The sequence below is a fragment of the Pseudomonas sp. S3E12 genome, assembly GCF_001702295.1.
GTDB classification, from domain to species: domain Bacteria; phylum Pseudomonadota; class Gammaproteobacteria; order Pseudomonadales; family Pseudomonadaceae; genus Aquipseudomonas; species Aquipseudomonas marginalis.
The window spans coordinates 73,967-89,070 of record NZ_MBDT01000009.1 but is presented as its reverse complement, the minus strand read 5'-3'; the positions used below and the strand labels follow the sequence as shown (position 1 = coordinate 89,070).

16 protein-coding genes are annotated in these 15,104 nt (G+C 58.9%); 6 read left to right on the top strand and 10 right to left on the bottom strand.

The genetic code is table 11. The annotated features are described in order from the left end of the window. Positions 1 to 75: 75 nt before the first annotated feature. Complete coding sequence (locus tag BB029_RS12020; RefSeq protein ID WP_065939321.1) at positions 76 to 828, bottom strand: metallophosphoesterase; 753 nt, start codon at positions 826 to 828, stop codon at positions 76 to 78. A gap of 196 nt (positions 829 to 1,024) precedes the next feature. On the opposite strand from BB029_RS12020, the gene BB029_RS33695 reads away from it, so the two are divergent. Beyond that, the gene (locus BB029_RS33695) at positions 1,025 to 1,246 is read left to right on the top strand and encodes a hypothetical protein (RefSeq protein ID WP_065939320.1); all 222 of its coding nucleotides are present in this window, start codon (positions 1,025 to 1,027) and stop codon (positions 1,244 to 1,246) included. Positions 1,247 to 1,258: 12 nt separating this feature from the next. Here the strand turns inward: BB029_RS33695 and BB029_RS12010 are convergent, their stop codons facing one another. After that, on the bottom strand, positions 1,259 to 2,446 hold the full coding sequence (locus BB029_RS12010; protein WP_065939319.1) for an MFS transporter: 1,188 nt from the start codon (positions 2,444 to 2,446) through the stop codon (positions 1,259 to 1,261). A 478-nt stretch (positions 2,447 to 2,924) separates the two neighbouring features. On the opposite strand from BB029_RS12010, the gene mqo reads away from it, so the two are divergent. Further along, positions 2,925 to 4,571, top strand: a complete 1,647-nt coding sequence (mqo, locus tag BB029_RS12005) for a malate dehydrogenase (quinone) (protein ID WP_065939318.1) — start codon at positions 2,925 to 2,927, stop codon at positions 4,569 to 4,571. Positions 4,572 to 4,658: 87 nt separating this feature from the next. Here the strand turns inward: mqo and BB029_RS12000 are convergent, their stop codons facing one another. Beyond that, positions 4,659 to 5,324 (bottom strand): NADPH-dependent F420 reductase, encoded by a 666-nt coding sequence (locus tag BB029_RS12000; protein WP_053132374.1) that lies wholly within the window; start codon positions 5,322 to 5,324, stop codon positions 4,659 to 4,661. Between the two features lie 99 nt (positions 5,325 to 5,423). Here BB029_RS12000 and BB029_RS11995 point away from each other — a divergent pair, with 99 nt between their 5' ends. Both BB029_RS11995 and BB029_RS11990 read left to right on the top strand, forming a co-directional pair. Next, positions 5,424 to 6,320 carry a LysR family transcriptional regulator gene (locus BB029_RS11995; protein WP_065939317.1) on the top strand — a complete coding sequence of 299 codons (897 nt, stop codon included), beginning with the start codon at positions 5,424 to 5,426 and terminating at the stop codon, positions 6,318 to 6,320. A gap of 131 nt (positions 6,321 to 6,451) precedes the next feature. After that, on the top strand, positions 6,452 to 6,781 hold the full coding sequence (locus tag BB029_RS11990; RefSeq protein ID WP_065939316.1) for a YXWGXW repeat-containing protein: 330 nt from the start codon (positions 6,452 to 6,454) through the stop codon (positions 6,779 to 6,781). Positions 6,782 to 6,788: 7 nt separating this feature from the next. Here the strand turns inward: BB029_RS11990 and BB029_RS11985 are convergent, their stop codons facing one another. From BB029_RS11985 to BB029_RS11965, 5 genes are all read right to left on the bottom strand, one after another. Next, a complete protein-coding gene (locus BB029_RS11985) occupies positions 6,789 to 7,160 on the bottom strand; it encodes a hypothetical protein (protein ID WP_065939315.1) in 372 nt (123 codons plus the stop codon). Positions 7,161 to 7,231: 71 nt separating this feature from the next. Then, on the bottom strand, positions 7,232 to 7,627 hold the full coding sequence (locus BB029_RS11980) for a PIN domain-containing protein (protein ID WP_065939314.1): 396 nt from the start codon (positions 7,625 to 7,627) through the stop codon (positions 7,232 to 7,234). Further along, positions 7,624 to 7,881: an AbrB/MazE/SpoVT family DNA-binding domain-containing protein gene (locus BB029_RS11975; protein WP_027604204.1), complete on the bottom strand. Its 258-nt coding sequence runs from the start codon at positions 7,879 to 7,881 to the stop codon at positions 7,624 to 7,626. The genes BB029_RS11980 and BB029_RS11975 overlap by 4 nt, the downstream gene beginning before the upstream one ends. 207 nt (positions 7,882 to 8,088) lie before the next feature. Next, positions 8,089 to 9,462: a nucleotide 5'-monophosphate nucleosidase PpnN gene (ppnN, locus tag BB029_RS11970; RefSeq protein ID WP_027604203.1), complete on the bottom strand. Its 1,374-nt coding sequence runs from the start codon at positions 9,460 to 9,462 to the stop codon at positions 8,089 to 8,091. A gap of 148 nt (positions 9,463 to 9,610) precedes the next feature. Continuing rightward, on the bottom strand, positions 9,611 to 10,435 hold the full coding sequence (locus BB029_RS11965; RefSeq protein ID WP_065939313.1) for an aspartyl/asparaginyl beta-hydroxylase domain-containing protein: 825 nt from the start codon (positions 10,433 to 10,435) through the stop codon (positions 9,611 to 9,613). A 309-nt stretch (positions 10,436 to 10,744) separates the two neighbouring features. On the opposite strand from BB029_RS11965, the gene fabV reads away from it, so the two are divergent. After that, complete coding sequence (gene fabV / locus BB029_RS11960) at positions 10,745 to 11,941, top strand: enoyl-ACP reductase FabV (protein WP_065939312.1); 1,197 nt, start codon at positions 10,745 to 10,747, stop codon at positions 11,939 to 11,941. A gap of 62 nt (positions 11,942 to 12,003) precedes the next feature. On the opposite strand, the gene BB029_RS11955 is transcribed toward fabV, so the two are convergent. Beyond that, complete coding sequence (locus BB029_RS11955; RefSeq protein ID WP_083236370.1) at positions 12,004 to 13,173, bottom strand: anthrax toxin-like adenylyl cyclase domain-containing protein; 1,170 nt, start codon at positions 13,171 to 13,173, stop codon at positions 12,004 to 12,006. A 304-nt stretch (positions 13,174 to 13,477) separates the two neighbouring features. Here BB029_RS11955 and BB029_RS11950 point away from each other — a divergent pair, with 304 nt between their 5' ends. Further along, entirely contained in the window at positions 13,478 to 14,101 is a 624-nt protein-coding gene (locus BB029_RS11950) for an HAD family phosphatase (protein ID WP_065939311.1), read from the top strand. On the opposite strand, the gene BB029_RS11945 is transcribed toward BB029_RS11950, so the two are convergent. Continuing rightward, positions 14,098 to 15,003, bottom strand: coding sequence for a LysR family transcriptional regulator (locus BB029_RS11945; RefSeq protein WP_065939310.1), 906 nt, complete (start codon positions 15,001 to 15,003; stop codon positions 14,098 to 14,100). The genes BB029_RS11950 and BB029_RS11945 overlap by 4 nt on opposite strands. Between the last annotated feature and the right edge of the window lie 101 nt (positions 15,004 to 15,104).

The window sequence follows — 15,104 nt, the reverse complement described above, 5'->3', positions numbered from 1 at the left end:
AATGGACACTGGAGAGGCTGTCCCCCAGCATAGAGTCATAATCCCTTAGGGAAATATTTGCTCGCGTTCAAGTAACTACTGCGAGCTGACGCCGAGAGCGTCATGCAATGAATGCATGCTCACATGCGCAACCTCTCCACTTTCTATCTCTATCAAACTCAACGCACCGTCCGAAAAAGAACAACCCGTATCGATATAAACGACATTGCCCAATGCATGCACATGAGGGACTGTCGAGTGGCCCACATATAACCTATCCAAACCTATGATCGCTGCCTGGTTTTGCTGCTCTATTTTTTCCCTGGCATAGAGTGCGGTTTTCAACGCTAGTTGTTGCGTGGTTTCCCCTCGCATTCCACTGATAGCGTCTTTGGCGTCTTGCCAACTATGGGTAGCACAGGAAAGAAACGCTTCAGCATGGACGATGCCGATTTTTCGGCCATCCGCTAAGCCGATCTCAATCATTACTGGGAGCGTTTGCAGTGCGTTGTAAATCTCGCTCTGGACACTGGGCGAGAGCGCGTATAGCCACGCTCCGCCGTTTCGCGTGTGCCTGTTGATGTCGCCGCGACCGGAGAGGCAATCCATCAGCATCTGTTCGTGGTTGCCGCGTACGCCGTGAAACCAGGGTTCGCTGAGCCACTTCAATACGTCAATAGAGTCAGGGCCTCTATCAATAAGATCGCCCACACAAAACAGGCGATCCTGTTGGGTGTTGAAGTTTACTTTTTCCATGAGTGAAGCAAGTAGCTTGAAGTGCCCGTGAATATCACCCACTACAAAGTCGCGGCCCTTTGAGTTGGATTCAAATACTTCGATGGTGTACATGTTCAGGGCTTCGATGGGGTGGGCACGGGTGAACTATATCATTGCCAACGTCTACGAAAACCTGGCATTAACCTCAAATCAGGCAACCTGAACCCTCCCTGTCACCCAGCAAAGTTTCATCATTCCCTTCGCCGTTGAGGTCTACGATCTTGCTCAAGAGAGGACCCTCGCGCCTCCAGTCCACAGGGAACTGAAAATGATCTCGAACCTCGTCAAAGTCGTGATGATTGCTGGCACGTTGCTGTTGGGCGCTTGTTCTTCGGGTTCGTCCGGTGTGAGCAGGGACCCTTGCTTTTCAGGCGGATGCCAGGCGTTTGGGGACCACAGCCCCAGCAAGGCCGCGAAGATGAATTTTGGCGGCAGTGGGCTGGGGAGTAGTTATGGGGAGTACGGGTCGGGTTTGTTGCATGATGATTGATTGGGGGGGCAGTCAGTGGCCGCCCTTCATGCGGCGGGCGATCAGGTAGATACCCAGGCCGACCAGCGCCGTGGCCGCGCCGATATAGCCGGTGCTGGTCCAGCCAAACCCCGCCGTAATCGCCATCCCGCCAAACCATGGTCCCAGCGCATTGGCCAGGTTGAACGCCGCATGGTTGGACGCTGCTGCAAGGCTCGGTGCTTCGTGGGCGATGTCCATCAGGCGGATCTGCAGCGGCGCAGCCAGCGACACCATGGTGCCGACCAGGCCCATGCTCAGCAGCACGCCCCATAGCGAGGACGCCGCGAGGGGGAAGAACAGCAACACGGCGATCGACCACACCAGAATCCAACCCACCGCACGAAACTGCAGGCGATCAAACAGCTTGCCGCCGGCAATGTTGCCGATAATCCCGCCCACGCCAAACGCTGCCAGACCAAATGGAATCCACTGCGGCGATACCTTGGTCACTTCCAGCATGGTCGGCGCCAGGTAGCTGAACACGCAGAACATTCCGGCAAAGCCAATGGCGCCAATGGACAGCGCCATCCACACCTGGGGTTTGGTGAAGGCGCGCAGTTCCTTGCGTGGGTCGCTGCGTTGTTCGTCATGGCGATGGGGCACGAATTGCCAGACCAGGGCGATGGTGCACAGGGCGATCACGCTCACCAGCGCGAACGCCGAGCGCCAGCCCAGGTGCTGGCCGAGGAAGGTGGCGATGGGGTTGCCCAGCAGCATGGCCAGGGTCAGGCCCATCATTACCCGCGCCACGGCGCCGGCGCGTTTGTCGTTGGGCACCATGCTCGAGGCGACAACGGCAGCAATGCCGAAGTAGGCGCCGTGGGGCAGGCCGCTGATAAAGCGGAACGCCACTAACGAGCCGAAGGTCGGGGTGAACGCAGTGGCGAGGTTGCCCAAGGCATACAGGCCCATCAGCAACAGCAACATATGTTTGCGCAGCAACTTGGCGCCGAGGATGGCCAGCAGTGGGGCGCCGACCATCACGCCGAGGGCGTAGGCGCTGATGGCGTGGCCGACCTGAGGTTCGCTTAAACCCAGGTTTTGCGCGATGTCGGGCATCAGGCCCATGATGGCGAATTCGCCGGTACCGATCGCGAAGGCGCCCACGGCCATGGCAGCTTCCATTTTGGCGGCGCTGCGCGCGGGCAGTACGTGCCCGGGAGTTTGGTGGATAGACATGGATCGCTCTGTATTGAAGGGGTACGAGGGAAAACCGTCGATGCTACGCAAGCAGCGACGAAGGAGTCTAGAACAGCCTTTTGCCTGAGAGTTCCTGCCCTGTGACCTCAGGTCGCGTTTGCCACACTTGACACTCGCGCGTTAAAACCGGCGATTTAGAGTTGTCAATTGGCCAAACGACGCATAAACGCCGTGTGGCGTGATATTCTGCGCGCCGTCTTGGTCTGGTCTTTCCCGGTACGTACACCGTATACGTCCCGGCGTTTGGCTGTTGCCCAGGTAGCTGAAGCCAATAATGATAAGAAGTCAGCGCAGAAGGGACATAAAAGTGAGGTCGATACGTCGGCCTTGTGTGCCCACCCTGCGGTCCCCGAGTGAATGTGTAAACCCCGCGGTGCGTTGCCTGGCGCAGCGTGATTGAGGGTTGCCCATGATCAGGGGCGGTGGGGCGGATGGCGTTTTATCATAGGTGCTACTGATGTTTAAAAAAGTAAACACTGCCCTGCTGGGGCTGGCTTTGTCGATGGGGATCACGTCCGTTCACGCGGAAGAGGCAAAGAAAGTCGATGTGCTGCTGATCGGCGGCGGCATCATGAGTGCAACCCTGGGTGTCTGGCTCAACGAGCTGGAGCCGGGCTGGTCGATGGAAATGGTCGAGCGCCTCGATGGCGTCGCCGAAGAAAGCTCCAACGGCTGGAACAACGCAGGTACCGGTCACTCGGCCCTGGCTGAGTTGAACTACACCCCGGAAGACAAGAACGGCAACGTTGAGATCCCGAAAGCGGTCGAGATCAACGAAGCGTTCCAGATCTCCCGTCAGTTCTGGTCCTGGCAGGTCCAGCAGGGCGTGCTGAAGAACCCGCGTTCGTTCATCAACTCCACGCCGCACATGAGCTTTGTGTGGGGCGATGACAACATCAAGTTCCTCAAGAAGCGCTACGAAGCCCTGCAAGCGAGCCCGCTGTTCGCCGGCATGCAGTACTCTGAAGACCCGGCGCAGATCGCCAAATGGGTTCCGCTGATGATGGAAGGGCGTGACCCGAACCAGAAAATCGCGGCCACCTGGAGCCCGCTGGGTACCGACATGAACTTCGGCGAGATCACCCGCCAGTTCGTCGCTCACCTGCAAACCATGCCTAAGTTCGACCTGAAACTGTCGAGCGAAGTGCAGGACATCACCAAGAACGCCGACGGTTCGTGGCGTGTCAGCTACAAAAACCTGAAAGACGGCACCAAGACTGAAACCGACGCCAAGTTCGTGTTCATCGGCGCCGGTGGCGGTGCACTGCACCTGCTGCAAAAGTCGGGCATTCCTGAAGCCAAGGAATACGCCGGCTTCCCGGTCGGCGGCTCGTTCCTGGTGACCGATAACCCAACCGTCGCCGAGCAGCACCTGGCCAAGGCCTACGGCAAGGCTTCGGTTGGCGCGCCACCGATGTCGGTTCCGCACCTGGACACCCGCGTGCTGGATGGCAAGCGCGTGATTCTGTTTGGCCCATTCGCCACCTTCTCGACCAAGTTCCTGAAAGAAGGTTCGTACCTGGACCTGCTGACCAGCACCACCACCCACAACATCTGGCCAATGACCAAAGTCGGTATTCGTGAATACCCACTGGTCGAGTACCTCGCCGGCCAACTGATGCTGTCGGATGACGATCGCTTCAAGGCGCTGCAGGAGTACTTCCCGAACGCCAAGCAATCCGACTGGCGCCTGTGGCAGGCCGGCCAGCGCGTGCAGATCATCAAGCGTGACGAAGAGCAGGGCGGCGTCCTGAAACTCGGTACTGAAGTGGTCAGCTCTGCCGACAATACCATTGCAGGCCTGTTGGGTGCATCGCCAGGCGCGTCCACCGCGGCTCCGATCATGCTGACCGTGCTGCAGAAAGTGTTCAAGGACAAGGTTGCGACCCCTGAGTGGCAGGCAAAACTGCACCAGATCGTGCCAAGCTACGGCACCAAGCTGAACGACAGTCCTGAGGCTGTTGCCAAGGAATGGGCCTACACCGCCAATATCCTGCAACTGCCTACACCGCCTGCGATTCCGCAACAGGCTGCTGTCAAGGCGCCCGAGGCTGCCAAGCCTGCGGCTGAGCCGAGCAAGCCGGCGTCTGACCTGGCGCTGTAAGCCGCTGGCGAGGTCCTGGGTCAGGACCTTGCCGGTAACTAAAAGCCCGCTGAACCGGTAACGGCCAGCGGGCTTTTTTGTGCGTGTCTAACGGCGGGTCCGTTCGACAGGCGGTAGTTCAACCGTACGCTCGGCGGCGGCCAGCGCTGCCTTCAAGCCATCCTGGTCCAGCGGGACACAATAGGCCGGCTTGCCGCGTTCCAGCCGCCAGCTGTCATCCAGGCTGCCGGCATCCACGGCGTCGAACCCCAGTTCGTCGAGTAGCGTGATGACGCGTGCCTTCGCTGCGGCGTCATCTGCTGCCACTGGCAACGCCCGGCGGTCGGGGGCACCGTGGGGGCGGGCATCCTGTGTCAGGTCGGGAGCGAAGATCGCGTTGAACACTTTGACTACATGTGAATGGGGCAAATGCTCGGCGAGCAACCGGCTGGTGGTGGTTTCGAAGCGATCCAGTACCGGTATATGGCCGTCGCGGTTCGGGTAGTAATTATTCGCGTCCATCACGGTCTTGCCCTCCAGCCATTGCGTCGGGACGCTGCGGTAATGCTCCAGGGGAATCGCCACGAGCACCACATCGCCGAATTTGGCGGCGTCGTCGGCACTGCCCACCTGCACGCCGAGTATGCCGCTCACTACGCTGCTCATGGTGTGGGGGCCACGGGAGTTGCTCAACATCACTTCATGTCCGGCCGCCAGCGCCAGTTGGGCCACGGCGCGCCCGATAAAGCCTGCTCCAATAACACCAATCTTCATGGTCTTGCTCCGATGCATGGGGGGAGCGGTTATGATGATTGGCAACCCATTGGCGATAAATTGTCGTTTTGGCGTGGATGTTGTTACTGGGAGTAGGGAATGATGGATCGCCTGTCGAGCATGAATGCCTTTGTGATAGCTGCTGAGTTGGGCTCGTACGCGAGGGCTGCCGAGCGCTTGGGGATGTCGCCGCAGATGGTGGCCAAACATGTCACCGCGCTGGAGCAGCGCCTGGGCGCTCGCTTGCTTAACCGCACCACACGAAGGCAAAGCCTGACGGAGTTGGGGAGCGCGTACTACGAGCGTTGCAAACATATCCTGATAGAAGCCGAGGCTGCCGATTCACTGGCGCAGATCATGAACGACACGCCGCGCGGCAAGCTGAAAATCACAGCACCCGTCACCTTCGGCTCCTACAGCCTGATGCCGTTGATTACCGGGTTCCTGCGCGACAACCCGGATGTGGAAATCGACCTGCACCTGACCGACCGTTTCGTGGACCTGGTGGAGGAGGGCTATGAAGCCGCTTTTCGTATCGGCCCCCTGGCGACCACCGGTCTGACAGCCAGGCCACTGGCACCTTACCGCCTGGTGGTCTGCGCGTCGCCGGAGTACCTGGCTGCACGCGGTACCCCGCAGGCCCCGGCGGACCTTGAGCGTCATGAATGCCTCGGCTACGCCTTCTGGTCGCGGCCGGCGGATCGCGAGTGGGTGTTCTACCAGGCGTCGACACCTTACAAGGTGCAGGTTGCCAGTCGCTTGCAGATCAATGAAAGCAGGGCCTTGATGTCCGCCGCGCTGGATGGTTTTGGCATCGTGCTCGGTCCGGAAGACTTCTTGCGCGGGGCATTGGCCAGGGGCGAATTGGTGAGAGTGTTGCCGGACTTTGAAGCGCCTAGCCGGCCGATGCACCTTGTCTACACGGCGAACCGCCAGCGTACGGCCAAGCTGAGACGCTTTGTCGAAGCGGTGTTGGGACGCTTCGGTCACCCTTGATGTGTGCTGCTTCAGCAATCCGACAGACACAACCTGTTAAAAAAGTACCCAGGCCTGAGCAGGAGCACGGCTGAAACACGGGGGCATTTTTACCGGTGCAGGTGGTGGGCGATAACGCCCGAGGGGGTTGTATGTTGTTACGTTACGCGGCATTAGCGGCAGTTGTGGTCGCGGCGTCCGGGTGTGTACAGGAGCGCGTGGTGCATGAGCGCCGGCCTGTACAGCGTGAATATGTCGAGGTGATTGCGCCACAACCGCCGCCGACCCAGGTCATCGAAGTCGAGCCTGCCGTACGTGAAGGTTACATATGGTCACGTGGTTACTGGCGCTGGGAAGGCGGGCGCTACGTTGCCGTACACGGCCATTGGGAGCCGGTGCGAGAAGGCTATCGTTATGTGCATCCGCATTGGGTGCAGCGCAATGATGGCTACCACTGGCAGGTGGGTGGCTGGGTTCGTTGAACCCCGACTAGGAGGGCTTCTTTGTACCCAGGAGCCGTACTTCCCGCAGCAGCGCGGCACCGAGTTGATCGGTGCCCAGTTCCTTGTATCCCACGGCCTTGACCTCTCCGTTCTCTTCGGCCTGGATGATGATCACCGGTGTCTCTTTGCCGCTGGCTTCGTCGATGTGAAAAGCGTATTGGGGAATATCCACCTTGATCGGCGTACCTGCGGCCTTGCCTTGCACATTGATCAGGAACGCTGCGCAGCCGGTGTCCACATCCACACTAGTGGCAGAACGCCCGCTGACGAAGCAGCTCTTTGGCAGGTCGGGCCAGATGATCTCGGCCAGGGCGAGGGACGGCGTCAGGGCCAGGGCAGCAAGAAGAAGCGTGCGCACGTGGGGCGTTCTCTCGATCAGGGATTGACGCGATTTTTACCAAAGCCTGCCCCTTGCCGCAATGTTGCCGCTCAGCCCAGACGCTTCATACCCGCTGCCTTGGCCGCACCGAGGTCAAAGGTAGCGGTGTATTCGCACCCGGCGGCGTGGGCGCTGCGCTCTATCAGGCAATCGGCAAAATCGGCGTTGTTGGCCGTGAACCGTCGAAGCGCCTGCCAGATGACTTCGGCATGTTCGACGGTCAATTCACGGGTGCGCAGCAGTGTTTCCAGAACGACGACAATGTCATTTTTGGCGCATTGGTAGCAGCTCTGTAATACCCACACCAGCTCCACCACGGAAACCAGGCTGACAAACCCTGGTGAAAGCGTGGTGAGGGATTCAATCAATTCGCAGGCCTTGGGGGATTGAGCGGGATCATCCTGGGTGACGTAGCGCACCAGTACATTGGTATCCAGCCCGATCATCCAGCCTTCGCTCCCTGTGCTGCGATGGCGCGGTTCATGTCGTCAATGGACACGGCCCTTGCAGGCTTCCGGACCAGCCCCTTGAGGTCATGGACAGTCTTGCTCGCTGCAATGATGGAAAACTTGCCATCTTCCGTTTCGACGAACTCGACGCGGTCGCCTGTTTCCAGGCCAAGTGCAGTCCTGACTTGGACGGGGATGGTGATTTGCCCTTTTGAGGTAAGTGTGGCGGTCGCCATGGTAAAGATCTCCAGCATGATGCTCCTTACCTTAGGGTAAGGAGTGGTGGAGGACAATATCCGTTGGTCCATAGGTCGCTCTTCAGGTGGAGGATGAGTCGGAGTCATGAAAACCTAGTCCGAACTCAGCCCTCCCGCACGCTTACCCATGCCGCAAAGAGATACAAACTATGACCGACCGCCAGTAAAGCCTGGCGGCTGTAAGCCAATTACCTGGCGAGCTCACTGCACTACGCGATAACACGGCACATACGCCGCGCCACCCGGCAACTTCATGCGATGCTGGGCAACGAACGCCTGCAACAGCTCATCCAGTGGCTTCATGATGGCCGGGTCGCCGTGGATCTCGTACGGGCCATGTTCTTCGATCAGGCGAATGCCCTTGTCCTTCACGTTACCCGCCACGATCCCCGAAAACGCACGGCGCAGGTTGGCTGCCAGTTCATGGGGCGGCAGTGCGTGGCTCAGTTGCAGGCTGGCCATATTTTCGTGGGTCGGGTCGAACGGGCGCTGGAAGCCTTCGTCGATCTTCAGCAGCCAGTTGAAGTGAAACGCGTCGTTGCGCTCACGGCGGAACTGCTTCACCGCCTTGAGGCCGGCAGTCATCTGGCGGGCCACTTCGGCCGGGTCGTCGATGATGATCTGGTAGTGCGCCTGCGCGGCTTCGCCGAGGGTGGCGCCGACGAAGGCGTGCAATTGTTGCAGGTACGGCGCGGCTTGTTTCGGCCCGGTGAGAATGACCGGGAAGGGCACGTCGCGGTTGTCCGGGTGCATCAGGATGCCCAGCAGGTATAGGAACTCTTCGGCCGTGCCGGCGCCTCCGGGGAAGATGATGATGCCGTGGCCCACGCGCACGAAGGCTTCAAGGCGTTTTTCGATGTCCGGCAGGATCACCAGTTCGTTTACGATGGGGTTCGGCGCTTCGGCGGCGATGATGCCCGGCTCGGTCAGGCCCAGGTAGCGCCCGCCGGTAATGCGTTGCTTGGCGTGGGAAATGGTCGCGCCCTTCATCGGGCCTTTCATTACGCCTGGGCCGCAACCGGTGCACACGTCGAGGCTGCGCAGGCCAAGTTCGTGGCCGACTTTCTTGGTGTATTTGTACTCTTCGGTATTGATCGAGTGCCCGCCCCAGCACACCACGATCTTCGGCTCCACGCCCGGACGCAGCGTGCGGGCGTTGCGCAGCAGGTGGAACACGTAGTCGGTGATGCCCTGGGAGTTGCTCAGGTCGATGCGTTGGCTGTCCAGCTCGTTCTCGGTGTAGACGATGTCGCGCAGGGCGCTGAACAGCATTTCGCGGGTGCTGGCGATCATTTCGCCATCGACGAACGCATCGGCGGGGGCGTTCAACAGCTCCAGGCGCACGCCACGGTCCTGCTGGTGGATGCGCACTTCAAAGTTTTTGTAGGCGTCGAGGATGGTCTTGGCGTTATCGATATGGGCGCCAGTGTTGAGGATCGCCAGGGCGCACTGGCGAAACAGGGTGTAGATGCTGCCGGTACCGGCTTCGCTCAGTTGCTGGACTTCACGTTGGGACAGGGTTTCGAGGCTGCCCTTGGGGCTGACGGAGGCATTGATGACTTGGCGTTGGGGCATTCTGATTCCTTGAAAAACGCAGCCACCGCACCTGTCGAGGTGCGATGACGTGAGAATGGTGGGCGCAGGTTAGGGCGCACGAGCCGGATATTTACCTCAGGCGCAGGGCTGAGCGCAAATACCGTCCAACACCATCATGCCGCAGAACTTACTCAATCAGCTTCCAGTTTTTGTAGAAAACCCGACGCAGGGTAAAGACCAGCCCGGCAAATCCCGCGATGACGGCGTTAAGCACCGACGGCAGCGGCGTCGGCCGTACGATGTCGATGAACAGGCAGTAGCGCTTGGCGTCGTTCTTGTTGAAGGACGCATGCATCAGCGTGTCATCAAAGATAAACAACGGGTCGTCATGCCAGTAGTGCTTGTGCTTGCCGACCTGGATGTACACGCCATCGTGATGGGGCGCCGGTGCCATGTTGTAGAGCACGCGGAACATCATGCGCAGGGGGCCGAAGTGAAAGGACGTCGAGCGGTTCTCGTTGAACACCGACACGCCGATGGTTTTCACGAACGGCAGTTTTTTGCGCAGTTCAGGAATATCCAGCCTGGTTTCGATCGGTCGCCCGTACCACTGGAAGAACAACATGCCGCGCTTCTTCTCGGCCATGCGTTCATCCAGGTAGCCGATGATTTCATCCTTGTGGGCCATGGCGTCATCGAGCACCTGTTGCAGGTCTGTGCGCCAGGCGGGTGGCAGGTCGCTCATTGTGTAGACGTGACGGTTACGCGCGCTCAGCAGGTCGAACAGGGTGTTGAACGGGGCCAGCAGCCAAGTGTTACGACCGCTGCCGATAAAGTATTTCTTGATGGTGGGCTTGTCATACAGGCCGTTACGCAGGAAGTCGTAAACGCCGCACACCAGTACCAGGCAGAGGAACACCAGCGTGGTTTCGGGGAACACATCGATAATCAGCAACACGCCGAGTACCCAGGCGACTGATACCGCTTTCTTACGCAAAGCAGACTTGTTCATGCAACTCAGCTCCAGAAGGACGCCATTCGACAGATCCGGATCCGTGGCCGCGAGTGGTGGGGTTTTGAAACATAATGAAACATCTTCGTCATGATAAGGCGTCCAGCAGCGGATTGGCGTTTTAAATAGTGCGAAATTGTGAACCCTCGACACAGTCTTTAACCCTGATGGGCTCGTGTGGATTGGATTTTGTAAACAGAAGATTTGCGACTATCGTGACGCTTCGGTTTTTCAGACGTCATAGACCGGTACGATTGAAGTTGAATGGCCACCATTGGCCTTCGGCACCTTGGAAGAGGCAGAAATTTTATGATCATCAAACCGCGGGTTCGTGGCTTTATCTGTGTGACCGCTCACCCTGTTGGCTGTGAAGCGAACGTCAAGGAACAGATCGACTACGTAACTGAGCACGGCGCCATCAAAAACGGCCCGAAGAAGGTGCTGGTCCTGGGCGCTTCTACCGGCTACGGCCTGGCCGCGCGCATCAGTGCTGCGTTTGGCTGCGGCGCCGACACCCTGGGCGTGTTTTTTGAGAAAGAAGGCGAAGAAGGCAAGCTGAGCTCCGCCGGCTGGTACAACAGCGCTGCGTTCGAGAAGTTTGCCGTTGAAAAAGGCCTGTACGCCAAGAGCATCAATGGCGACGCGTTTTCCGACGAGATCAAGCGCCTGACCATCGAAACCATCAAGAAAGACCTGGGCAAGATCGACCTGGTCGTCTACAGCCTGGCCGCGCCACGCCGCACCGATCCCAAGACCGGTGAAGTCTACAACTCCACCCTCAAGCCAATCGGCAAGGCTGTGACCCTGCGCGGTATCAATACCGACAAAGGCGTGGTGGTCGATACCACCCTCGAGCCTGCGACCCAGGAAGAAATTGACGGCACCGTCAATGTCATGGGGGGCGCCGACTGGCAGCTGTGGATCGACGCCCTGCGTGACGCCGACGTACTGGCCGAAGGCGCCAAGACTACCGCGTTCACCTACCTCGGTGAGAAGCTGACCCAGGACATCTACTGGAACGGCTCCATCGGCGAAGCCAAGAAAGACTTGGACAAGAAAGTCCTGACCCTGCGCGACAACCTCGCTGCACTGAAGGGCGATGCCCGCGTATCGGTACTCAAGGCGGTGGTCACCCAGGCCAGCTCCGCGATCCCGATCATGCCGCTGTACTTGTCGTTGCTGTTCAAAGTAATGAAAGAGCAAGGCACCCACGAAGGCTGCATCGAGCAGGTCTACGGCCTGTTCAAGGACAGCCTGTACGGCAGCGAACCGAAGCTTGATGCCGATGGTCGCTTGCGTGCCGACCTGGCCGAACTGGAACCGAAGGTCCAGGACGCCGTGGCGGCACTGTGGAACCAGGTCACCGACGAGAACGTCAACGAGATCAGTGATTTCGCCGGTTACAAGGCAGAGTTCCTGCGCTTGTTCGGCTTTGAAGTCGATGGTGTGGACTACGAGGCTGACGTCAATCCGACCGTGAAGATCAACGGCTTGGTCCAGGCGTAAATGATGTGACTGATAGCGGCCTGATCATCGGGTTATCAGGCCGCTGTCTTCGCTGTCATGATTCAGGCAAGGCGATTTTTTGCCTGGGTGAAGGCACACCGCCTCACGTTGGTCACTTCTTTCTCCCACAGGGGATTCAGCGGCACGTGATAACCGCTGTCCTTGGCGGTCTTGATCAGTTCTGCCATTTCCCTGCTGTCGTGGATGATGCTGATTTCATCGAATCGACCCAGTTTTGCCGGTAGGAAAAACGTCGCTGGGTAATTGGCGGCCACTTCCGTGACCGGGTTGGCCGAGTCCGCACTGTGATGAACCACTCTCTCTCCCTCGCCGACCAATTTTTGATTGATCAGCCCTATCATCTGCTCTATCCGTGGTGTTGCGTTGCCAAGGTGGGGATCTGCTTTCCGGTAGAAATGGCCGGGGCTGTCGAAGTCTGCGCGTAGCACCTCAGGAACTTGCTTATAGCGCTCAACTCGACCCTTGAAGACACTGTGGGCCACGTCCGGTATGGGGAGTTTGTCCTGGGGGCCGAAGTCGCTGATATGGGGCGCGATCAGGTGCAGGTCGTAATCGGCAGTCAACGGTTTGCCTTCTGCCTGCTTGGCCAGTACTTCAAGGGGCTTGCCCTGATGGGTGATGAAGTAGCTGTCGCTTGAAGGTGATGCGCGATGGCCTTCGAATGTATAGGTGTGCTGACTGGGCCCGCGGGCGCTTAATTGCAATGTGCCGTCAGCACCTTGAACAGCGAGTTGGGTTATGTGTCCCAGCTTGACCAATACATCAAGGCGTTGGCTTGACAGCTTCAGGGGCGTTGCAACTGCATGGCCTTCCTGGATGCACGCCTGGATTTGCTCATTGGCCTTGGCCACTTTGGCCGGTATTTTTTCGGCAAATTGTTCAAGTTTGCTGAACGCCTGGTCTGTACAGATCAGACCTGCCTGGGGGCCCCAGTTGGCGCTCTTGCCTTTGATATGGAAGTCCTTGGTGGGGTGCCCGGCTTCTATCAGGCCTGTTGCGACGGTTTCGACCGGGCGTATGCCTATGATGGAGTTGGTGGTCATTGCGATGTCTTGCAAGGGGGCAAGATGGCTTGGCACGATGCCTGTTTCGTCCTTGACCCGATCGACCAGCACTGCTGTGGGAGTATTTGCGCCTTGGGCCAGGTAGTTTTGCAGCGCAGCAAGGCTGTATGCGGAAGGGGAGGTCACTGAAGAGGTCATGCTTGTCATTGAAGTTTCTCCAAGTCATATCTACAGCGAAATTCGATGATTCCCTTCAGGCGCCAGCTCCTTGAGTTGTACGCCCGAGATTAAAGTGAGGGCATCTTCAACCGGGGGGAACAAGTGTGACCATCTATGTGAGATAGAATCCGCGCGTTAAAGCTAAAGGCTTGTATTCACGAGGGACGCTGCTGGTTCTCAGCGCACGCCTTGTTTGAATCTCAGAACAATCCTACTCGTGCTTACTTGCTGCCAGGGGCCGGGTACATGCCAAACTGTCCTGACTCTGGCGTTGCACAAAAGGGAGGAGCCCATGAAGATCCGCGCAGTAGTATTTGACTTTGGCGGTGTACTGTTCGACTGGAGCCCGCAGCATCTGTACCGCAAACTGATTGCCGACGATCAAGAGCGGCAGTGGTTCCTCGATAACATCTGTACCCAGGCCTGGAACACCGAACAGGATGCGGGGCGGCCGCTGGCCGAAGCCACGCAGATCCTGATCGATCAATACCCCGACCATGAACCCTTGATCACGGCCTATTACGGCCGGTGGCACGAAATGCTGCGTGGCCCGTTGCCTGAAGGCGTGGCGATTCTCAACGCGCTGCATCAGGCGAACATGCCACTGTTTGGGCTTACAAACTGGTCGGCCGAGACCTTTCCCTATGCGCTTGCCAATTACCCCTTCCTTCGGAAATTTCGCAACATCGTAGTGTCTGGCGAGTTGAAGCTGATCAAGCCCGACGCGGCGATCTACCACGCCAGTCTCAGCCAGGTACGGGTGTACCTGCCGGATATCCAGCCGGGGGAAGTGGTCTTTATCGATGATGTTGCCGGCAATATCGAAGCGGCCGTCGCCCTCGGCTGGCAAGGCATTCACCATGTGTCTGCCGAGCAGACGGCTGCGCGATTGCGCGAGTTGGGCGTGGGCTTCTAGCGCGCCCACTTTTCCATGGCGAAATCCACAAAGGCGCGCAGCTTCGGCAAGCGATAACGGTCCTGGCCGTACAGCAAATGCATGGGCCGGCTGGGCAGTTGATAGGTGGTCAGCAAGGCCACCAGCTTGCCGGTTTGCAGGTCGGGCTGCACCAGGGCATCCGGCAGCATGACGATCCCCATGCCTTGCACGGCAGCCTGGCGCAAGGCCTGGGAGCTATTGATGGTCAGCGAGCCGGACACCGGGATTTCCACTTCGCCTTCTGCGCCGGTCATGCGCCACAGCTTGTCGGCGTTGCGCCAGTCATCGGTGGAAGGGTAGGCGAACGCCAGGCAGTCGTGCTGTTGCAGATCCTCGGGCGTTTGTGGCGTACCGCGTCGGGCCAGGTAATCCGGTGAGGCGCACAGGGTGATGGTGTAGTCCTGCATCGGTCGGGCGATCAGGCTTGAGGCTTCCAGCTCGCCCAGGCGGATGGCCACGTCGAAGCCGCTGTCGACCATGTCCACGCGCTGGTTGCTGAGCACCACGTACAGCTTGATCAGCGGGTAGCGCTGGGAAAACTCGCTCAGGGCCGGCGCCAGGCGTTCAGTGCCGAACGCCGGTGGCGCGGTGATGCGCAGGGTGCCTTTGGGGACGTCGCCGTGGGCCTGTTCGGCCCATTGCTCGGAGTCGGCCACCAGCCCGAGTACTTCCAGGCAACGCTGGTAATACTGGCCGCCGAACTCCGTGAGGCTCTGTTTACGAGTGGTGCGCTTGAGCAGGCTGACGCCCAGGCGTTGTTCGAGGGCGCGCAAGTGGTTGCCGACCATGGTGGTCGACATCCCGCAAGCGTGTGCGGCGGCGGTCATGCTGCCGCTCTCCACCACTTTCACGTACACCGACATCGCCTGGAATAGATCCATTATCAAGCCCTGGTTTAAAGTCATTGCAGTAAAGTGCAGTTTATCCAGCTCTGGTGGCTAACGATACTTCAACCCATCACAACGATGCACTGGAGTCCGCC